The 20379-nt window shown below is 70.8% G+C and carries 19 protein-coding genes; 9 read left to right on the top strand and 10 right to left on the bottom strand.

Going from position 1 to position 20379, the window contains the following annotated elements; genetic code table 11:
* Nucleotides 1-75: 75 nt before the first annotated feature.
* The 5 genes from ACU6RU_RS12500 to ACU6RU_RS12480 all read left to right on the top strand — a co-directional run bounded on the left by ACU6RU_RS12500 (nt 76) and on the right by ACU6RU_RS12480 (nt 5878).
* Entirely contained in the window at nt 76-1089 is a 1014-nt protein-coding gene (locus tag ACU6RU_RS12500) for an amino acid ABC transporter permease (protein ID WP_289330587.1), read from the top strand.
* Entirely contained in the window at nt 1086-1853 is a 768-nt protein-coding gene (locus tag ACU6RU_RS12495) for an amino acid ABC transporter ATP-binding protein (protein WP_120263847.1), read from the top strand. The genes ACU6RU_RS12500 and ACU6RU_RS12495 overlap by 4 nt, the downstream gene beginning before the upstream one ends.
* A 51-nt stretch (nt 1854-1904) precedes the next feature.
* Nucleotides 1905-2897, top strand: coding sequence for an ABC transporter substrate-binding protein (locus ACU6RU_RS12490; RefSeq protein WP_446726690.1), 993 nt, complete (start codon nt 1905-1907; stop codon nt 2895-2897).
* A gap of 47 nt (nt 2898-2944) precedes the next feature.
* On the top strand, nt 2945-4051 hold the full coding sequence (locus ACU6RU_RS12485; protein ID WP_446726689.1) for a GNAT family N-acetyltransferase: 1107 nt from the start codon (nt 2945-2947) through the stop codon (nt 4049-4051).
* 192 nt (nt 4052-4243) lie between these two features.
* Nucleotides 4244-5878, top strand: a complete 1635-nt coding sequence (locus ACU6RU_RS12480) for a molybdopterin-dependent oxidoreductase (RefSeq protein WP_446726688.1) — start codon at nt 4244-4246, stop codon at nt 5876-5878.
* A 101-nt stretch (nt 5879-5979) separates the two neighbouring features.
* Here the strand turns inward: ACU6RU_RS12480 and ACU6RU_RS12475 are convergent, their stop codons facing one another.
* The 5 genes from ACU6RU_RS12475 to ACU6RU_RS12455 form a co-directional block, all read right to left on the bottom strand.
* Nucleotides 5980-7878 (bottom strand): FAD/NAD(P)-binding protein, encoded by a 1899-nt coding sequence (locus ACU6RU_RS12475; protein WP_446726687.1) that lies wholly within the window; start codon nt 7876-7878, stop codon nt 5980-5982.
* Complete coding sequence (locus ACU6RU_RS12470; RefSeq protein ID WP_446726686.1) at nt 7875-9200, bottom strand: NtaA/DmoA family FMN-dependent monooxygenase; 1326 nt, start codon at nt 9198-9200, stop codon at nt 7875-7877. Before ACU6RU_RS12470 ends, ACU6RU_RS12475 begins: the two co-directional genes overlap by 4 nt.
* Nucleotides 9197-10399, bottom strand: a complete 1203-nt coding sequence (locus tag ACU6RU_RS12465; protein WP_446726685.1) for an LLM class flavin-dependent oxidoreductase — start codon at nt 10397-10399, stop codon at nt 9197-9199. Before ACU6RU_RS12465 ends, ACU6RU_RS12470 begins: the two co-directional genes overlap by 4 nt.
* 102 nt (nt 10400-10501) lie before the next feature.
* Entirely contained in the window at nt 10502-11065 is a 564-nt protein-coding gene (locus ACU6RU_RS12460; protein ID WP_446726684.1) for a dihydrofolate reductase family protein, read from the bottom strand.
* The gene (locus ACU6RU_RS12455; protein WP_446726683.1) at nt 11062-12381 is read right to left on the bottom strand and encodes a hypothetical protein; all 1320 of its coding nucleotides are present in this window, start codon (nt 12379-12381) and stop codon (nt 11062-11064) included. The genes ACU6RU_RS12460 and ACU6RU_RS12455 overlap by 4 nt, the downstream gene beginning before the upstream one ends.
* Before the next feature lie 107 nt (nt 12382-12488).
* On the opposite strand from ACU6RU_RS12455, the gene ACU6RU_RS12450 reads away from it, so the two are divergent.
* The gene (locus tag ACU6RU_RS12450) at nt 12489-13277 is read left to right on the top strand and encodes an inositol monophosphatase family protein (RefSeq protein WP_446726682.1); all 789 of its coding nucleotides are present in this window, start codon (nt 12489-12491) and stop codon (nt 13275-13277) included.
* Here ACU6RU_RS12450 and ACU6RU_RS12445 read toward each other — a convergent pair.
* Nucleotides 13267-14247, bottom strand: a complete 981-nt coding sequence (locus tag ACU6RU_RS12445; RefSeq protein ID WP_120263839.1) for a cation transporter — start codon at nt 14245-14247, stop codon at nt 13267-13269. The two genes, ACU6RU_RS12450 and ACU6RU_RS12445, sit on opposite strands and share 11 nt — an antisense overlap.
* On the bottom strand, nt 14244-14741 hold the full coding sequence (locus tag ACU6RU_RS12440; RefSeq protein ID WP_289330597.1) for a transporter substrate-binding domain-containing protein: 498 nt from the start codon (nt 14739-14741) through the stop codon (nt 14244-14246). Before ACU6RU_RS12440 ends, ACU6RU_RS12445 begins: the two co-directional genes overlap by 4 nt.
* Before the next feature lie 142 nt (nt 14742-14883).
* Between ACU6RU_RS12440 and ACU6RU_RS12435 the strand changes: the two genes are divergently transcribed.
* The gene (locus ACU6RU_RS12435) at nt 14884-16170 is read left to right on the top strand and encodes an adenylosuccinate synthase (RefSeq protein ID WP_120263838.1); all 1287 of its coding nucleotides are present in this window, start codon (nt 14884-14886) and stop codon (nt 16168-16170) included.
* Between the two features lies 1 nt (nt 16171).
* Nucleotides 16172-17347, top strand: coding sequence for a lactonase family protein (locus tag ACU6RU_RS12430; protein ID WP_446726681.1), 1176 nt, complete (start codon nt 16172-16174; stop codon nt 17345-17347).
* Between the two features lie 34 nt (nt 17348-17381).
* Here the strand turns inward: ACU6RU_RS12430 and ACU6RU_RS12425 are convergent, their stop codons facing one another.
* Nucleotides 17382-18530, bottom strand: coding sequence for an AI-2E family transporter (locus ACU6RU_RS12425; RefSeq protein WP_120264463.1), 1149 nt, complete (start codon nt 18528-18530; stop codon nt 17382-17384).
* A gap of 88 nt (nt 18531-18618) precedes the next feature.
* Here ACU6RU_RS12425 and ACU6RU_RS12420 point away from each other — a divergent pair, with 88 nt between their 5' ends.
* Nucleotides 18619-18915, top strand: coding sequence for a chorismate mutase (locus ACU6RU_RS12420; RefSeq protein WP_120263837.1), 297 nt, complete (start codon nt 18619-18621; stop codon nt 18913-18915).
* A gap of 3 nt (nt 18916-18918) precedes the next feature.
* On the opposite strand, the gene ACU6RU_RS12415 is transcribed toward ACU6RU_RS12420, so the two are convergent.
* Together ACU6RU_RS12415 and ACU6RU_RS12410 are read right to left on the bottom strand one after the other, a co-directional pair.
* A complete protein-coding gene (locus ACU6RU_RS12415) occupies nt 18919-19443 on the bottom strand; it encodes a TetR/AcrR family transcriptional regulator (protein ID WP_446726680.1) in 525 nt (174 codons plus the stop codon).
* Nucleotides 19427-20083: a GNAT family N-acetyltransferase gene (locus ACU6RU_RS12410; protein ID WP_220700906.1), complete on the bottom strand. Its 657-nt coding sequence runs from the start codon at nt 20081-20083 to the stop codon at nt 19427-19429. The genes ACU6RU_RS12415 and ACU6RU_RS12410 overlap by 17 nt, the downstream gene beginning before the upstream one ends.
* Between the last annotated feature and the right edge of the window lie 296 nt (nt 20084-20379).

The following is a 20379-nucleotide window of genomic DNA, read 5'->3' as shown; positions in this document are numbered from 1 at the left end:
ACCGGTGTCTTCGGCGGCCTACTGTCGTGCGATCCGCAGCAGTCGCTGCATCCGCGCCGTTCCGAGGAGACCCGAATGACCGACACCGTCTCGCGCGTCGACCCCGCCGTCGGCGATCCTGCGCCCGCCACGCGGCGCGTCGACCTCGGCGACATCCCCGTCGTCCGCACGCGGCATTGGTTCCGCTGGGCGATCGCGGCGATCATCGTGTTCGTCGTCGCGCAGTTCCTGTGGTCGCTCGTGACGAACGAGAACTACGAGTGGGACTACTTCGCGCAGTACTTCTTCTCCGACCCGGTACTGCAGGGCCTCGGCCTCACCCTCGTATACACGGGGGTGTCGGCGACCATCGGGTTCCTCCTCGGCACGGTGCTCGCCCTCGCGCGGCTGGCGAAGTCGCCGCTGCTGAACGCCGCGGCGTGGAGCTTCATCTGGTTCTTCCGCTCGGTCCCCCTCGTCGTGCAGCTGGTCGTCTGGTACAACCTCGGCTACCTGTATCCGACGCTCGGACTCGGCACCCCGTTCACGACCGACTTCTGGATCGTGGAGTTCCCCACCGTCCAGCTCATCAGCGCGTTCGCGGCAGGGGTGCTCGGCCTGAGCCTGCACCAGGCGGCGTACTCCGCCGAGATCATCCGCGGCGGCCTGCTCTCGGTCGACCAGGGCCAGCTCGAGGCGGCCGCGGCGCTCGGCATCCCGCCGCGTCGCCGGCTCAGCCGCATCGTGCTGCCGCAGGCCATGCGATCGATCATCCCCAACGCCACCAACGAGGTGATCGGTCTCGTGAAGGGCACCTCGGTGCTGTTCGTCATCGCGATCCCCGAGCTGTTCTACGCGGTGCAGGTGATCTACAACCGCAACAGTCGCGTCATCCCGCTGCTGCTCGTCGCGGTCGTCTGGTACACGATCATCACCACAGTGCTCAGCATCCTGCAGTACTACATCGAGCGTCACTACGCGCGGGGATCGGTGCGGGTACTGCCGCCCACCCCCGTGCAGCGAGCGCGCCACTGGGTCGCCGTGCAGTGGGCCCGCCTCGGCGACGATGCGCCGGCACCCCGTCCCCTCGCCCACGGAGGAGAGTCATGACCATCGGTCTCGTCGAGATCCACAACGTCCACAAGAGCTACGGGGGCATCGAGGTGCTCGGCGGCATCGACCTCACGGTGCAGCCGGGCGAGATCGTCGCGATCCTCGGCGCCAGCGGCTCGGGCAAGTCGACGCTGCTGCGCACCATCAACCACCTCGAGACGGTCGACCGTGGATCGGTCACGGTCGACGGCGAGTTCATCGGCTACGAGCAGCGCAACGGCAAGCTCTACGAGCTGCGAGAGAAGGCCGTGCTCGAGCGGCGTACCCAGATCGGGATCGTCTTCCAGAACTTCAACCTCTTCCCTCACCTCACGGCGCTCGAGAACGTCACCGAGGCGCCCATCGCCCTCGGCCGGCTGTCGAAGGACGACGCCCGCGAGCTCGCGATCGGCCTGCTCGACCGCGTCGGGCTCGGTGACAAGGCCGGCCACTACCCGCGTCAGCTCTCGGGCGGTCAGCAGCAACGCGTCGCGATCGCCCGCGCCCTGGCCCTGAAGCCCAAGGTGATCCTGTTCGACGAGCCGACGAGCGCACTCGACCCCGAGCTCGTCGGCGAGGTGCTCGACGTCATCCGCGACCTCGCGCAGCTCGGCACGACGCTCATCATCGTCACCCACGAGATCGGCTTCGCCCGAGAGGTCGCCGACCGCGTCGTCTTCCTCGACGGTGGCCGGATCATCGAGCAGGGCCCGCCGACCGAGGTGCTCGTCGCGCCGAAGCACCCGCGCGTGCAGGAGTTCCTCGCCAAGGTCCTCGCCTGACCTTCGCCGTCCCGTTCCGCCCCACCACACCCTTCGAGAAAGACCCACAGCATGGCCATCAGCAAGAAGCAGAGCATCGCCGCCGGACTCGGCGTCGTCGCGGTCGCGGCGATCGTCGGCGGCATCGTCACCGCCGTGAACCTCAACCGACCCGCCGAGGCCGAGGCTGCGGCGCCCGCGGCCACCACGGCGAACGTCGCGACCGACGACATCCACTGGGTGCACCTCGACGAGCCCGTCGCCGATGCCGTCGCGGCCCTCGAGGCGAGCGGCTTCGAGCCTGTCGAAGAGGGGAAGCTCACCGTCGCCCACTCCGCTTACCTGCCGCCGCTCGGCTACATCCCCGAGGGTGAGACCGGCGCCGCGGGCACCGAGCCGAACATCGGCTCGCTGATCGCCGAGGCGCTCGGCCTCGAGTACAACCCGGTGGTCGTGGCGTGGGCCGACTGGCCCCTCGGCATCCAGTCGGGCAAGTACGACCTCATCACCTCGAACGTCACCGTCACCGAAGAGCGCAAGGAGCTCTACGACTTCGCGAGCTACCGCGAAGACCTGCTCGGCTTCTACGTCCGTGCCGACAGCGACATCGAGAAGATCGAGGAGGCCGCCGACATCTCGGGTCTGAGAATCGTCGTCGGCTCGGGCACGAACCAGGAGCAGGTGCTGCTCGCCTGGAACGACGAGCTCGAGGCGGCCGGCGAGGCCCCGGCCGAGCTGCAGTACTACGACGACAACGCCGCAGCCGTCCTCGCGCTGCAGTCCGGACGCGTCGACGCCACCTTCGGACCCAACGCCACCTCGGCCTGGTCGGCGCGCGAGACCGGTGACACCAAGCTCGTCGGCCTCGTGCCGGGAGGCTGGCCGCAGACCGCCAACATCGCCGCGGCGACCGCGAAGGCCAACGGCCTCGTCGAGCCGGTGTCGATCGCGATCAACGCCATCATCGAGGGCGGCCAGTACGCCGAGGTCCTCGAAACCTGGGGGCTCGAGTCGGAACGCGTCGAGAAGAGCGAGATCAACCCTCCCGGCCTTCCGGCGTCGTGAATGGGTATGCGTCGTGAACGGGTCTCGGTGAGAGGTAGCGTCACATCGTGACATCGACCGCGACAGCCCTCACCATCCGGCTCGTCCGCACCGAGGAGTTCGCTCGGGCGGGCGAGCTGACCGCCCGTGCCTACCGGCACAGCTACGGCGAGCTCTCGGAGCACTACCTCGCCTCGCTGCGCGACGTCGCCACACGCGTGCAGAGCGGCGACGTGTGGGTGGCGGTGGATGGCGGCGGGCGCGCGGATGCCGCCGCAGATACCGCTGCCGAGGGCGACATCCTCGGAACCGTGTGGGTCGCTCGGCCGAATCGGCCGCTCGCCGGCATCGCCCGGCCGGGGGAGACCGATTTCCGACAGCTCGCCGTCGCACCCGAGGCGCGCGGCCGCGGCGTCGGCGAGGCGCTCGCCCGGCACGTCATCGAGCTGGCCCGCGAGCGCGGGTCGCACCGCGTCGTCATGAACAGCGGGCCCGAGATGACCGCCGCGCACGCGCTCTACGCCAAGCTCGGTTTCTCGCGCCTGCCCGAACGCGAGGGACGAATCGAGGTCGAGCCGGGCCGTTTCGTCGAGCTGCGCGCGTTCGGCTACGACCTCGAGCCGGAGCCCTCGGCCCCGACCGGCACCGCCTCGACCGGCACCCCCGCGGGCGGCTCGGCGCCGACGTGGCTCCTCGAGCACATCGACTACGACGACTCCCGTGCGGTCGCCCTCCGCGCCGAGATGGACCGCGAGGTCGGCCCGCGATACGCCGACCGCTTCGACGAGGCCGACCCCGAAGCCGCCGCCCGATCCGCCCGCGCTTTCGCCCTCGACCCCGAGACGATCGTGGCGACGGTGCTCGTGACGGATGCCGCGGGCGAGGCGCTCGGTCACGGTGCGCTGCGCGACCTCGAGCACGACGGCATCCGCGACCTCGAGATCAAGCGCGTGTACGTGCACCCGCGGGCTCGCGGGCTCGGCGCGAGCCGTGCTCTCATCGCCGAGCTCGAACGCATCGCGCGCGACCGCGGCGCCGCGCGCGTCATCCTGCAGACCGGCGACCGCCAGCATGACGCCGTCGTGCTGTACGAGCGCCTCGGGTACACGCCGATCCCGATCTACGCCCCCTACACCGAGTACACGTTCTCCCGCTGCTTCACCAAGCCCCTGTAGATTCCCGCCGAGCACGCACCGTCTCCCCGAACACGCACGCTAAGCGGTGCGTTCTCGGCGCAACGATGCGTTCTCGCCGGCATCATCCGGGCCGGCGCTGCATCATCCGGGCCGGAATTCCATCCGTTGCGGGCTCGGCGACGAAGACACTATGCACGGTAGGAGTGATCTGCCGATCGAGAGGCGACAGCGATGGCGAAATCGACCGCATCCGCGAACGAGGCGAAGACCCGGCGCGGGGTCTGGGCCTTGTCGAGCGCGCTCGCCGGCATCGTCAGCGCTGCCGCCTTCCTCGCCGTAGCCGAGCTGGTCGCGCTCCTCGTCGCGCGTGAGAGCAGCCCGATCCTCGCCGTGGGCGCCTTCGTCATCGATATCGTGCCGCAGCCGCTCAAGGAGTTCGCGATCGCGACGTTCGGCTCGGCCGACAAGATCGTCCTGCTCGGCAGCCTCGCGCTCGCCGTCGTGGTCGCCGCCGCGATCGCCGGCATCCTGCAGTTCTTCGCCCGGCCGTTCGGGGTCATCGTCATCGCCCTCGCCGGGGTGATCTCGACGGCCGCCATCGTCACTCGCACCGGAGCCAGCCCGCTCGCCTTCGTGCCGCCCGTGATCGGGACGCTGGCCGGAGTGATCATCCTCGTCTTCCTCATCACGCGCCTCCGGCGCTGGGCGGGCGCAGCGGGCGCCGCGGATGTCGCGGCTGCCGCGGATGCCGTCAACCCGACCACCCCGGCGTACCCGGCCGCTGAGCAGCGCGGGCTCGGTCGGCGATCGTTCCTGGTCGCCACGGGAGGCGTGGGCCTCGCCGCCGTCATCGTCGGAGTCGGCGCCCGCCTGCTCAATGCGACGTCGGCTTCGGTCGACGCGCTCCGCCGTGAGCTGCGCATCCCGGAGCCGCGGTCGACCGTCACGATCCCCGACGGCGCCGAGCTGGATGTCGAGGGGATCTCGCCCCTCATCACCCCGAACGCCGACTTCTACCGCGTCGACACGGCCCTCACGGTGCCGTCGGTCGACCCGACCACGTGGCGTCTCGTCATCGACGGCATGGTCGATCAGCGCGTCGAGCTGAGCTTCGACGATCTCGTCGGCATGGGGCTCGACGAGTACGCCGTGACGCTCACGTGCGTCTCGAACGAGGTCGGCGGTGGCCTGGTGGGCAACGCCATCTGGCAGGGCATCCCGATCCGCGACATCCTGCGCATGGCGGGCCCGCAGTCGGGCGCCGACATGGTTCTGTCCAAGAGTGTCGACGGGTACACGGCATCCACCCCCCTCAAGGCCCTGACCGACGACTCGCGCGACGCGATCTTCGCCGTCAAGATGAACGGCGAGCCGTTGCCCCTCGAGCACGGCTTCCCGGTGCGCATGGTGGTCCCCGGGCTGTACGGCTACGTCTCGGCGACGAAGTGGGTCACCGAGCTCAAGGTCACCACGTTCGAGGCCGACGAGGCCTACTGGACCCCGCGTGGGTACGCAGCCGAAGCGCCGATCAAGTTCTCGTCCCGCATCGACACCCCGCGCACGGGCACACCGGTCGCCGCGGGCACCGTCGCCATCGCCGGCATGGCCTGGGCTCAGACAGTCGGGATCGACCGCGTCGAGGTGCGGATCGACGACGGCGACTGGCAGGCTGCGACGCTCTCCAACCCGATCAACGCCGATACCTGGGTCCAGTGGATGCTGGAGTGGCAGGCCGACGCCGGCACTCATTACGTCGAGGTGCGAGCCGTCAACAAGGACGGCGACACGCAGGTCGAGGAGCGCGCCCCGATCGCGCCCGACGGTTCGAGCGGTTGGCAGCGCGTGCTGGTGACGGTCTCCGCCTGACCGGCTCCCCACGCCTGTCGACTCGCCAGGAAGTGCGGATGCTGCCCCCCGCGCACTCGCCATTCGTGGCGAGTCGACGAAGGGGAAGGGGGAGCAGGGGGCTACGCGAGGCGAGCGAGCGGCGTAGTGGCGCCGAGGACCGCGTCGACGATCGCTCCTGCCGTGCGGTCGGTCTGGCGGATCGAGAGCGCGTTCGATCCCGGGCGGGTGAAAGCACCGCTCTCGGGCAGCGACGTGAACGGGCCGAGCGCGAAGGCGGATGCCGTCGGTGAGCCGTCCCGCCGCAGTACCCGGCCGTCGGCATCGGTGAGCACGCGTACCTCCGCCCCCTGCTGGCGGGCCAGCGCTCGCAGCACGCGGTTCTCGCTCACGGCGGCTCCCGGCCCGGGCAGCCACGCGTCGACGAGGCTGCCCGCGACGGTCTCGCCCGGGACGCGACGGCTGGAGGCGACGAAGCCGCGCTCCGGATCGATGCGGACCTCGATCTCGGGCCCGAGGAAGCGAACGATCCCGGCATCGGCGAGGGCCACGAGCTCCTTGAGCCGGTGCGGGGGCGGGCCGCTTGCGACGTAGCTGAAGAAGGTGTGCCACCGGACCGGCAGCGATCGTGTGCGCGAGTGCTCGTTCCACCGATCGGCGGGGATCTCGGCAAGCGCGAGGAACGACAGCAGCGCTGCGAGGAAGACGCCCTGCGCGGCGCTGCGTTCCGGGGCCGTACGCAGATGCAGGTCGGTGACGATGTGCGCGCGCACCCGCTCGTGCGCGTCGTCGCCGCCGGCAAAGGCCGCCGCGGCGAACGGCCGGTCGAGCGACGCGACGTCGAACCGGTCGAGCGGATCGGGCACCGCCGCCGCGATCGCGGCGAGCAGGGCGGGGTCGTCCCACGCGTGCGACTGCAGCAGCGCACGGAAGGTCGGCCAATCGCCGACGACGCGGTCGGGGTGTCCCGTGAACAGCTCGCGGTAGTGCCCGTGGAGCAGCTCCGCGGCGATGAGTGGCCAGACATCGGCCTCGAAGTCGATGACACCGGGGCGGGCCACAAGCTCGGCGATCGCCGCGGGCGTCAGCACCTCGCGTTGGGATGCCTCGCCGCGCAGCGCCGACGACACCTTCGAACGGTAGGGAACGCCCCGCCGCGATCCGAGGTGCAGACGCGGCTCGCGTCCCGACGGCACGTACCGCAACCCGTCGCCCTTCTCGACGAAGCGGCCGCCGCGGCCTTGGGTGAGCAGGACGACGAGGTCGACCGCGGCGAGTCCCATGCCGCGCACGATGACGTCGTCGCCGGCCCCGAGCTGCGAGAGGTCGGCGTCGGCGGTAAAGGCGGGCGGCACATAGTGCAGCCGCGCGCGGCGCGCCCCGGCGATGAGGCCGGCGGTGACGGCATCCGGTTCACGACCGGTGTGACCGAGCGCGAAGACGACACCGTCGGCGTCGATCTCGAGCCCGCTCGCCAGGGTCACGCGGTTCTCCGGGCTCACGCTCGCCACCGTGTCGCGGCGCCAGCGCACCGTGACGCCGGCAGGGGCCTCGGCGACCGTGCGCCGGTAGAACCACTCCAGGTAGTAGCTGTGCAGTCGCCGCGTGGGAAAGCTCTCGCCGTGCAGCCCGCGCGCCTCGGCCGCGGCGACCTCGTCGTCGATCTCGATGCCCCGGCCGGTCGCGGCCAGCTCGCCGCTGCGCCAGAGCTCGGCCCATTCGATGAGCGAGGGTCCCGGCCGGATCGGACCGTCGATGACGCAGCTCTCGTCGGTGAAGACCGTCACGTCGCGCGCCATCGAGTTGAGCTTCAGCAGCGGCGACTGCGCCCGCCGCCAGATGCGACCGGCCCCCGGAGGATGCGGGTCGACCAGCTCGACATGCAGGCGCGGCGCGCCGACCGCGCGCGCATCCGCCGCATCCCCTGCGCCCGCCGCGGCGCCGAACCGCGCGACGATCCGCTCGAGGAGCATGATCGCGCGCGGGCCGGCGCCGACGAAGACCAGCCGGTGGACGCTCACGCCGGTACGGATGCGGGTGCCGGAACCACGGCCGGCAGCCCGAGCAGGTCGCGCAGCGTCGCTCCCTCGTCGTACGAGTCGCGGTACGACCCGCGCTCCTGCAGGAGGGGGACGACGCGCGTGGCGAACTCGTCGAGGCCGTGCGGGGTGAGGTGCCCGACGACGGTGAATCCGTCGGTCGCCCGCTCCTGCACGTAGCGGTCGATCTCGCCCGCGATGTGCTCGGGGGTGCCCACGAATGTGTGCTTGGCCGTCAGCCGGATGACGAGCTCGCGCACGCTCAGCCCCTCGGCCTCGGACAGCTCCCGCAGCGACGCGATCCGCGCCTGCACGGCCTTGTGGCGATTGGCCCAGCCGCGTGCGGTCTCCGAGCCGGTGTCGGGCTCGACGTCGGGCAGCGGGCCGTCGGGGTCGTAGCCGCTGAGGTCGCGGCCCCAGACCTGCTCGAGGTAGGTCAACGCCTGCTCGGGCCGCACCTGCTGCAGGGCGATCTCACGCGATCGTTCGCGCGCCTCGGCATCCGTGTCGCCGATGACGAACGTCGCCGCGGGCAGGATCTTCAGCGAGTCCTCGTCGCGCCCCCACGCGGCCAGGCGCCCCTTGACGTCGTCGTAGAACACGCGGGCCGCATCGAAGTCCTGGTGCAGCGAGAAGATGACTTCGGCGTGCTCGGCTCCGAAGTCGCGTCCGTCGGCGGAGTCACCGGCCTGTACGATCACGGGGCGCCCCTGCGGCGAGCGGGGCACGTCGAAGAGGGCGTCGACGTCGAACTGCGGGCCGGAGTGGCGGATGCGGCGGGGCAGCGCTTCGCCCTCGTCCCACGAGTCCCAGAGCTTCTTCGACAGGGCGGCGAACTCTCTCGCGCGCTCGTAGCGGTCGGCGTGGTCGAGGAACCCGCCGCGGCGGAAGTTCGCGCCGTGGAAGGCGTCGGAGCTCGTCACGGCGTTCCATCCGGCGCGGCCGTCCGAGAGGTGGTCGAGTGTCGCGAGCTGACGGGCGAGCTCGTACGGCTCGTTGAACGTCGTGCTCAGGGTGCCGACGAGACCGACGTGGTCGGTGACGGCGGTCAGCGCCGCCAGGATCGCGAGGGTGTTCGGGCGGCCCAGCACGTCGAGCTCGTGCACGCGGCCCTTGTGCTCGCGGAGGCGCAGGCCCTCGGCGAGGAACACGTAGTCGAAGAAGCCGCGCTCGGCCGAGCGCGCGAAGTACTCGAATGCGGCGAAGTCGATCTGGCTGCCCGAGGCGGGGTCGGTCCACACCGTGGTGCTGTTGACGCCGGGGAAGTGTGCGGCCAGGCGGATCTGGCGGGGCGAGCGGCTCACAGGGCGACCTTCTCTCGTGTCGGGGCGGACTCGTTGGCGGAGTCGTGCGCGGGGCCGGCGTACCTGCTCGCGGGACGCGGCAGGCCGAGCCGGCCGCGCAAGGTGGCGGCGTCGTCGTCGCGCAGCACACGGGTCGCGCGCAGCAGCGGGGCGAGACGCTCGGCGATCGCGACGACGTCGTCGGGCTGACGTGCCGGCCGCAGCCGCACACCGTCGACGCCGGTCTCGGCGAGGGCCCGGATGTGCTCGGCGACCTCGGTCGGCGTGCCGGCGACGACCCGCGCGTCCGAGCGGAACTCGCCTCCGACGAGGTCGTCGAGCCGCGCGAGCGCGTCGCGTGCAGCCGCACTCGTCTCCTCGACGAGCACGATCACGTCGGCGAACACGCGCAGGCGCTCGCCAGAGCGGCGCAGCTCGGCGGCGGCTCCGTCGAGCTCGGCGAGGATGCCGGTCGCGGCGGCCGCATCGTGGGGCGTGACGAACACGACGTCGGCGTGCTCGGCGGCGAGGCGGAAGGGCACGGTCTGGTGCGCGAGCACCGAGATGATGGGGCGGCCCTGGGGCGAGCGGGGCACGATCGAGGCCCCGGTGATCGAGAAGAACTCGCCCGCGACGTCGATGTTGTGGATGCGGTCGGCGTCGACGAAGCGGCCGCTCGCGGCATCCCGGATGATCGCATCGTCCTGCCACGAGTCCCACAGGCGCCCGAGCGCGTCGGCGACCTCGCCCGCCTCGCGGAACCCGGTCTCGAGATCGATCTCGTCGCGCCGCCCGAAGTTCGCGCGCTCCGCGGCCGACCCGCCGACGACGAGCCTCACGCCCGCGCGGCCGCGGCTCGCGAAGTCGAGCGTCTGGATGCCGGTGGCCACGTGGAACGGCTCGGTGTGCGTCGTCGTGACCGTCGGGATCAGGCCGATCCGGTGCGTGAGCGGCGCGAGCGCGGAGGCCAGCAGCACCGCGTCGATACGCCCGTGCAGCCGCCCGGGGTCGGGGTCGTTCGCGTCTTCCAAGCGGTCGGTCAGCGAGAGCGCGTCCTCGATGGTCGCGAGAGTCACGCCCGCCCCGTCGAGGAGTCGCACCTGGTCGGCCCAGTGACGGGATGTGGTGAACGCGCGCGGCGAGAGCCCGGACGCGCGCCACGCGGCGGGGTGCCAGCCGGCCCGCTCGAGAGCGACGGCGAGATGGATGCGGTGAGACATGAGCCCACTGTCGACCTCGCCCCGAGCGCTGCCAAGGCCGCCCGTCATCCGGCGACACCTGTCGTAACCGGGGTTCGCGTCGCGCGCTCAGATCACATCAGGTCAGGCGCTGCGCAGCCGGTACCGCGTCGCCACAGCCCCCGAGCGGAATGCTGTGCGGTCGACCGCTTCGAGCTCGATCTGCCCGTGCAGGCCCGCGAGCAGCGTCGGCCCCCGTCCCGCGACGACGGGCTGCACGACGAACTCGAACTCGTCGATGAGGCCGAGGTCCGCCAGGGCGGTGGGCAGCATGACGCCGCCGACCCAGAGCCCGGCGCCCGGCTCGGCCTTCAGCGCTCGGACGGCGGTCTCCAGGTCGCCCGAGATGAGCTCGGCGTTCCAGTCGGGATCGCCAAGGGTCGACGACGCGACGAACTTCCGGGCGCCGTCGATGGCCTCGGCGAATCTGATCTCGGCGTCATCCATCCACTCGGGCCACTCGCCCGAGGCGGGCCGTCGCCAGGCGGCGGCCATCATCTCGTACGTCACGCGGCCGAGCAGCAACGCGTCGACCCCGGCCATCTGCGCCGTCCAGTAGCCCATCGATTCTTGGTCGGGCGGCAGCCCCGCCTCATGGTGGCAGCACCCGTCGAGCGTCACATTGATCGAGTACCGCAGAGGTCTCATGCCGCATCCCGTCTGCGGCGGATGACGCCGCGACGCCAGTCTGGACCCGCGGGCATCGATATGCGAGGGGTCCAGGCCAGGAGGACGGCGAAGACGACACGTGTCGCGAGCAGGACCCCCCAGATGGCCTCGGCCGAGCCGGAACGTGTGACGGCGAGCAGCGTCAGCCCCGACCCACCGACCGCCCCGTACGCGATCACGAGGGCGGGCAGCCCAGCCGCTGTCGACAGCGCGATCTTGCGGTAGGAGTACAGGACACCTGCCCACGGTTCGATGAGCAGTTGCACGGACATCATCGCGACGATCAGCCAGCCGAGCTGGTCGAAGACCGGCAGAGCCAGGCGCGAGATCGTCAGCGCCACCGCGATCGCCGCGAGCAGGACGAGACAGTTCGCCTGCACCGTCGACAGGCGCATGGCCCGCCCGCGCCCGAGCCCGCGCCCGCCGCCTCCCCCGCGCTCGGCGATGACGAATCTTGCCCCGACCACGCCGAACTGCTTCAGCGGGACGATGACGGAGCGCATCACCGCCACCGACAGCGCGACCACCGCACCGTCGGCGGGGGAGTGCGCAGTGGCCACCATGATCGCTGCCGTGAAGGTCACCAGGAAGACCAGTCCGTCGACCGACGCGGCCGCGCGCTCGCCGAGTGACCGGATGACGGCGACGGGATGCGCGAGAGCCTCACGCGCCGCCGACGCCACCATGCGCCACGAGATCATGTCCGCTCGCGCGAGCTGTGATCCGCGCACCAGCACTCCCAGGATCGACGCGACCGACGTCGTGGCGCCGACGGCAGCCACAGCCGCGAGCGGTGGGACGCCGAGCGCGACGACGACGGCCGCGACGGCGGCTTTCGCGAGCGTTCCGGTGACCGCGGTGATCAGGTTGGTGCCGTCGCGGTGCTGCGCCTGGAACGCGCCGTTGAAGACGAAGCCGATCGGCGTGAGCACCGTCGCCGGGATGGTGGCGATCCAGTAGACGGCGAAGTACCCGCCCGCGTCCGAGCGCGAGACGACCGGACTGAGGAGCGCGATCGCGATCGAGGCCAGCAGCAGAAGCATCGCCGCCCCCACTGCCCCCGTCAGCTCGCCCTCGAGGGAGCGTCCCGCCGTGCGCGCGCGGATGGTGGTGACCACGAAACCCGATGCCACGACCGTCACAATCGCGGCGGTGGAGCCTCCCAGGCCGATCGCCGCCTGGACCTCGTCGGAATAGGCGATCGCCATGACGAGCAGGATGACGACGCTGCCGATCCCCGGCAGGAACATCGCGGATGCCGCCAGCGCGGCACGCCCCAGGTAGTCGCGCCTCACAACTCGATACTGTCAGCAACCCGATTGGCCTGCCCAGCGCCGTTGAGGCTTGCTCTGCCGGTTCCGGCAGGTTCTCGTCGTCTCTGGCTGCCGATAGCGTCGGGCGGGTGGATCTCCAGCGCGCAGCAGACCTGGCCATCGCCCTCGCCCGTGAAGCCGGCGACGTCGCCGTCGCGGAGCGGACGACCGCCCGCATCGACGCGAAGGGCGACGGCGCCGACCTCGTGACGCACGTCGATCGCGAGACAGAGCGGCGGATCGTCGAGGCCCTGCGGCGCGCGTATCCGGAGCACGCGATCCTCGGCGAGGAGGGCGGCGAGCAGGGCAGCGACGAGGGCGAGTACCGCTGGCTCATCGACCCGCTCGACGGCACGCACAACTACGTGCTGGGGCTCGATGTCTACGGCGTCTGCATCACGCTCTGCCAGCGCGACCGTCCGGTGATGGCGGTCGTCCACGACTCACCGCGGCGCCGCACGTTCTGGGCCATCGAGGGGAGCGGGGCATTCACCGCCGGCGACTCCGACGAATCCGGATCCACCGCACCGCGCCTCGTCATCGAGGGGGCGGGTGCGCTCGCTCACGAGACCGTCGCCTTCACACAGGGTTACGACGTCGGCCATGACGACCCGCGTCGCAACGAGCTGTTCGATCGCCTCGAGCGCGGCACGAAGCGGGTCCTGCGCAGCTGGGCTCCGTCGTCGGACTGGGCGCTGCTCGTGACGGGCGGGCTCGGCGCCCTCGTGGCCTACCGCAACGAGATCTGGGACCTCGTCGGCGGCGCGCTCATCGCGACCGAGGCGGGAGCGGCATCCTGGACCTCGGCCGACGGCGACCTCGTCATCGTCGGCCGACCGGATGTCGTCACGGCGTTGCGCGAGCTCGTCACTCGCTGACCGGCACGACGATCGGCAGCTCGCGCACCGGCACCAGCACGATGTCCTGCACCTTCCAGTCGAGCTCGACGCAGCCTTCGCGCGCCGCTTCCAGCTCGTCGAGGGTCGGCATCCGACCGTCGCGCGGCACGACGAACGACTCGACGTGGAACACGTGTCCCTCGTCACGCACCCGGCTGCCCGCCGCCGACACCCACGGGAGGCTCGCGAGGTAGGCGTCGATCTCGCCCGCGAGCGGATGAGGCTCAGCATCGTCGAACGTCGTCGCTCGCGCGTCCATGAGGTCGATGATCGCGGCCCGCAGGTTCTTCAGCCCGTCGCGCAGGATGCCCGCCGCGATGAAGAGCGCCGCCGCCGCGTCGAGCCACCACAGCCCGAGGCCGATGCCCGTGACGCCCACGATGGACCCGACCGCGGTCATCCAGTCGGCCTTGTTCATGTCGGCATCCGCGTAGAGCACCTTGTTGTGCAGCTCGCGCGCCAGCGTGATCTTCGCGCGCCCGAGCAGGACAGGCGGCACGGCCGTCAGCGCCATGACCCCGATCATCAGCCACCCGAGCCAGATCGACGCGCCGAACAGCTCGACCGTGCCGATCGTCGGGTGCTCGCCGCTCAGCAGCCCGATGCCCGACTCCACGATCAGGTAGGTGCCCATCGTGGTCAGGGCGACGGCCGCCACCAGGTGACCGACTCCGACCGAGCGGTGATAGCCGTACGGATGCCGCAGCGTCGGCCGTCGCCGGTTGACGCGGATCGCGATGAGGAACGCCAGCGGCGGGATGAACGACAGCAGGTCCTCGATCCACGCCGCCTTCATCGCCTGCGAGTTGCCGAGCACGAGGAAGACGAGGGTCACGGTGACCGCCAGGAACCCGATCGTGATCCATTCGAGCCGCACCGCGCGGCGAAGCACCTCGACCTGACGTTCCGGCAGCTCGGTCTGTCCGAACCGCACCTCCGACCGGTTCACAGCTCTCCCGCTCTCGCCCGCTCCGAGAGGAAGGTCTCGAGGCGCGACAGGAACGCGTTCTCGCCGAGCGGCACGAGCATGACGACCTTGAGCGTGCTGCCGTCCTTCGCGGTCGCCTCCGCGTACGGGCGTGTGACACCCGCCTTGTCTGTCCACGGGGTCTGGTCGGTGATGCCGCCCGCGATGAGATCGAGCCCGCCGTTCTCGAGTTCGCGCACGAGCGCCTCCTCCGACCCGACGGTCCATTCCACGTCGGCGTCGAGCGAGTCGGCGAAGGCTCGGATCGCATCGGGCTCGCTGCCCTGCGGTTCTTCGCCGTCGACCTGCACCCATTCGCCGTCGGGGGATACCCCGGCCCGAAGCGTCCCTCCCTCGACCGAGGTGAGCGTGCCCGACGGGTCGGTCGGTATCGACAGCCCGCACCCCGCGAGTGCGAACGACGACGTCAGTAGCAACAGGACCGCGCCGACCGCTGTGGCGAGCCGGTGGTGCATGAGACCCTCCTCCATAGGCGTCTGGTGTGGGTATGCGATCTGCATCCCCACTCTGGCGCGCGTGTTGCGATCGCCGTAAGGGGGTTGCGCCCGTGTCGATAGGATGGGGTGCAATCCCTCCTCGACAGAAAGGGAGATCCGCATGCCGGGAATCGTCATCGTCGGCGTCCAGTGGGGCGACGAGGGCAAGGGCAAGGCCACCGACCTGTTGGGCGATCGCACCGACTGGGTCGTCAAGTTCAACGGCGGCAACAACGCCGGGCACACCGTCGTCATCGGTGACGAGAAGTACGCCCTGCACCTGCTGCCGAGCGGCATCCTCTCGCCGGGCGTCAACGCCGTCATCGGCAACGGCGTCGTCGTCGACCTCGAGGTGCTCTTCGCCGAGCTCGAGGCGCTGTCGGCGCGCGGGCTCGACATCTCGCGCCTCAAGGTCAGCGCCAACGCGCACCTCATCACGCAGTACCACCGCACGCTCGACAAGGTGACCGAGCGCTTCCTCGGCAAGCGCCAGATCGGCACCACCGGTCGCGGCATCGGACCGGCCTACGCCGACAAGATCAACCGCGTCGGCATCCGCGTGCAAGACCTCTTCGACGAGAACATCCTGCGCCAGAAGGTCGAGGGAGCCCTCGACCAGAAGAACCACCTGCTGGTCAAGGTGTTCAACCGCCGTGCGATCACCGCCGACGAGATCGTCGAAGACCTGCTCTCGTACGCCGAGCGTCTGCGGCCCATGGTGTGCGACACGGGCCTGCTGCTGAGCAACGCGCTCGACAACGGCGACGTCGTCGTCTTCGAGGGCGGGCAGGCGACCATGCTCGACGTCGACCACGGCACCTACCCCTTCGTCACGTCGTCGTCGGCGACGGCCGGCGGCGCCGCCACCGGTGCGGGCGTCGGACCCAACCGTCTCGACCGCATCGTCGGCATCGTCAAGGCGTACACGACGCGCGTCGGGTCGGGCCCGTTCCCGACCGAGCTGTTCGACGAGAACGGCGACTTCCTCCGGTCGCGCGGATTCGAGTTCGGCACGACGACCGGCCGCCCCCGCCGTGTCGGCTGGTACGACGCCCCGATCACGCGGTACGCGACGCGGATCAACGGCATCACCGACCTCGTGCTCACCAAGCTCGACATCCTCACCGGGCTCGACCGCATCCCGGTGTGCGTCGCATACGACGTCGACGGCGAGCGGTTCGACGAGGTGCCGGTCAACCAGTCCGACTTCCACCACGCCAAGCCGGTGCTCGAGTACTTCCCCGGTTGGAAGGAAGACATCTCGACGGCGCGCACGTTCGACGACCTCCCCATCGCCGCCCAGGAGTACGTGCTGGCGCTCGAGAAGATGAGCGGCACGCGCATCTCGGTGATCGGTGTCGGGCCCGCCCGCGACGCCGTCATCGTCCGCCACGACCTCGTCGACTGACGTGCGGCTGCTGCTCGGCGGCTACACCACCGACATGGGCGGCGATGCCGCGGGCATCGGCCTGGTCCACGCCGGCGACCCCGACGGCCCGACCGCGGACGGCCAGCTCTCGTTGCGCACCGAGGTCGTGGCCGCGTCGTCGCCGTCGTGGCTCGCCCGCCATCCGCGTCTGGACGTCGTCTACGCCGCGCTCGAGTTCCGCGGTGAGGTGCAGGCCTACCGGCGCACGGGTCCCGACGCGTGGATGCCGCTCGGGCGCCCGGTCGCCGCCGGTGAGGCCGTGTGTCACGTCGCCGTCGCCCCCGACGGAGCCTCGCTCGTCGCCAGCTGCTGGAGCGACGGCCGCGTCGTCCGCATGAGCATCGACGACGCCGGCGTCCCGTCGGCTCCGGTGATCGCGCCCGCCGCGGTCGACCCCTACGGACCCGTTGCTTCGGCGGAGCCGGCCGCGGACGACCTCGATCTCGCCGCTGCCGCGCGGGCTCTGCGCGAGGCCGCCGGTCCCGAGTTCGCCCATCTGGTGCCCGGCTCGGACGCGCCCGCCGCGCCGCATCCCGGTCCGGATCAGGAATCCGAGGCCGCACGCCCGTCTCGGTCGCACCAGGCGCGTCACCTGCCGGGCGGTCTGATCGTGACGACCGACATGGGGCTCGACCTCGTGCGGTTCTGGCGTGACAGTCCGCGCGGGCTCCGGCTCGTCGGGCAGGTCACGCTGCCGCTCGGCAGCGGACCGCGTCACACCCTCTGGCATCCGAGCGGTCACCTGTACGTCCTCACGGAACTATCTCGCGAGGTGTTCGTGCTCGGCGCAGATCGCGCCGGGGAATGGCGGATGCTGTCGGCGACAGGCCTCATCGGTTCCCTCGACGACGACACGGCTGCTGAGATCGCCATGACGCCCGACGGTGAGACCGTCTACGCGGGCATCCGCGGCAGCAACACCCTCGGGGTGCTGCGCGTTCGCGGCACCGGTGACCGGCTCGAGCAACTCGCCCTCGTCGATGCCGGCGTCGATTGGCCGCGCCACCACGTCGTCGTCCGAGACACCCTGCTCGTCGCCGGGCAGCTCTCGGGCGAGGTGGTGTCGATGACGCGCGACCCGCGAACCGGGGTGCCGGGGCGCGTGCGTCACCGCGTCGCAGCCCCCAGCCCGACCTGCATCCTGCCGGTGGCGTGATTCCCGGTCCCGCGAACGGGGGCCGCTATCAGAGTCAGTGCGGCAGTTTCTTCGCGTCCTGACGCGGAATGACGATCTGGTTGATGATCAGCAGGATCGACGCCGTGACGGGGATCGCGACGAGCGCGCCCAGCAGACCCAACAGGGTGCCGCCGACGAGAGCCCCGATGACCACGAGCGATCCGGGAACCGAGACGGTGCGGTTCATGACGCGCGGGGTGAGGACGTATGCCTCGACCTGCATGTACAGCAGGTACGCGGCCGCGAAGATGATCGCCGGCAACGGCGCGGTGGGATTCGTCAGCAGCGTGATGACGGATGCCCCGACCCAGAAGATCACCGTTCCCACGAGCGGGATCAGCGTGATCGCGAACGCGAGCACAGCCATCAGGGCCGCGAACGGCACCCCGAGGATGGTCAGCAGGATGAAGCCGAAGGTCGCGTTCATGAGGGCGAGCACGACCATGCCCGACAGGTAGCCGCCGATCGACTCGGTGATCTGCCGGGTCATGTCGGCGACGGTCGAGCGGGAGCGTGCGGGCGAGATGCGCACCAGCGCGTTCTTCATGCGGGGGAGCGACGCCAGGAAGTACAGGCTGAGCACGAGCACGATGATCGACCCCGAGATGGCGGTCACGACGTTCACGCCGACCTGCAGCAGCCCGCCGCCGATCGCGGCGATGTTCGACGGGTTGGTGACGAAGCTCTGCACCTCGTTCAGCACGTCGCTCAGGCTGTCGCCGAACGTGTTCTCGAGCCAGCGCACCGTATCGCTGCGCAGCATGTCGTTGACGATCGACGGCACATCCTTGGCGAACTGTTCGACCTGGCGCACCACCGGTGGCAGGACGACCCACAGGATGCCGGCGATGATGAGCGCGAGCGCGGCGAACGTGATGACGATGCCCCAGGCGCGCGGGATGCCGCGGCGCACGAGGAACCGCACCACCGGGTCGAGCGCCAGCGCGACGAACAACGCGATCGCGACGTAGATGAGGACCGTCGACAGGCTCGAGATCGCCAGCCCCAGAACGATCGCCGCGAGGGCGCCCAGAGCGAGGAAGAAGCCGGCCGCGAACGGGCGGGACAGCGCTCCCCAGAGGGGCTGATCACGCGTGGCCGCTGCGGACACCGGGGCGGTGGGGGCCGCGGGGGCCGGGGTGCTCGGGCGAGGCTTCGTCATGGTCACACTCTAGGGGCGCGGCTTACAGCGCCGCGGTGGGATCGCGCTCGCCCGTCGAGCAGATAGGGTCGGCGGGGGAGGAGCCACCATGACCGACGCCACGACCGAACTCCATCGCCTGCGCGCGAGCATCGACAACATCGACGCCGCGCTCGTGTTCATGCTGGCGGAGCGGTTCCGCTGCACGAAGCAGGTCGGCGAGCTCAAGGCGACTCACGGCATGCCGGCATCCGATCCCGGTCGCGAAGAACGGCAGGTCGCCCGCCTGCGGCGCCTCGCCGAGGAGGCCGACCTCGACCCCGAGTTCGCGGAGAAGTGGTTCGGATTCGTCGTCGCCGAGGTCATCCGCCACCACCGCATCGCGGCGGAGGACATCGCGGACTGAGCCTCAGTCACCCGCTGCCGCGAGCTGCCGGATCGATCGTTCGATGCCGGCGCGCTGACCGGCGTCGAGATCGAGGAACCCCGTCGCGCGGCTCACCCACAGTCCGAGCGCCGCCGCCACGGCGGTCAGCTGTGCGGGCGTCGCGCCTTCCGGCTGCAGCCAGTGCCCCCGGATGCCCTGCCATCCGTCGTGCATCCGTCGCCCGCCGAGGGTCTCGACCGCCAGCCGCAGTTCGGCGGGTGTCGCATCTCCTTCGAGCATGCCGGCGACGAAAGCAGCGAGCCGGTGCGGAGGATCGTCGGGCGCTCCGGCGAGATGGGATGCCGCTGACTCCGCCCAGCCGTCGATCAGTCGCCCCGCGACGGCCTCGAGGATCAGCTGCCGCGTGGCGAAGTGGTAGACGATGCCGCTCTTTGTCAGCCCGGTCCGTGCCGCGAGGTCGTCGAAGGTGACCGAATCCGCGCCCGAGTCTGCGAACAGCTCGACGGCCGCGTCGACGATGAGCTCGCGATTACTGGGACGCACCATCTGCTCCGCTCGACTCCGCGTGGCCGCCGCGCCACATGGCCAGGGGTCCGGCCCCGTCGGGCCAGGGGACCCTCGTCAGGGGCACGAAGCCGTGCCGACGATAGAGCGCGGTCGTGCGGGCGTTAGACGATTCCAGGTACGCGGGCGAGCCGTCGGCGTCGACGACCTCGAGTCGTGACGCGAGCAGTGTTCTGCCGATGCCGCCGCCGGTAGCGTCCGGCGCGACGCCGACCGCCTTGAGGTACCAGTGCGGCACGGCCGGCCGGTGCGCGTCGATCGCGTCCGAGACGCGAAGAGCCCGGGCCAGACCGCCGAGGCCGATCGCCCGCACGTACTCCGGCAGGGCGGCCGTGCGCATCCCGGTCTCGCCGGGGGCGGACCACACCGCGACGCCGAGGAGCCTGCCGGTGTCGGGATCGCGCACACCGTCGACCGTGCCGTTCTGCAACGGACCACCGAGGAGGACGGCGCGGAACAGGCGGTGGCGCGCGCGTTCGTCGTCGCCGCGTTCCTGCAGGAGGGCCCGCGTCGGGGCGTCTTCGGCGAACGCGCGGGTCAGCAGATCAGCCGCCGCGTCGATCTCTCCGCGAGCGACGGGTGTGACGGTGCGGGTCGTCGGGGGGATAGGCGTGCGAGTCATGGACAAACTGTACGTGTACTACACATACAGTTACCTGAGAAAGACCACCGGTTTGCCTGCGCGGGCGCGCGCGTTTACCGGAAGTGCCGATCAGGGGTCAAATCGTCGGTTCGATTTGCGACCTCCCCGGGAACGTGAAACGTTGGATGCGGCCCACAGCGGGCCCCTACCCGACCAGTCCGCGGTCGTTGGTGGCAGTCCCTGTGGGTGCCAGACCGGCGAGCGTATGGTCGGCGGCCTGTGCTCGTGGGTCCGACATCCGCAGCCGAGACGCCGTCGCAAGACGCGCCGAGAGG

It is taken from the genome of Microbacterium sp. F1-18 (assembly GCF_052921305.1).
The sequence above is the reverse complement of the archived record's forward strand: the minus strand, read 5'-3'. Positions and strand labels throughout refer to the sequence as shown.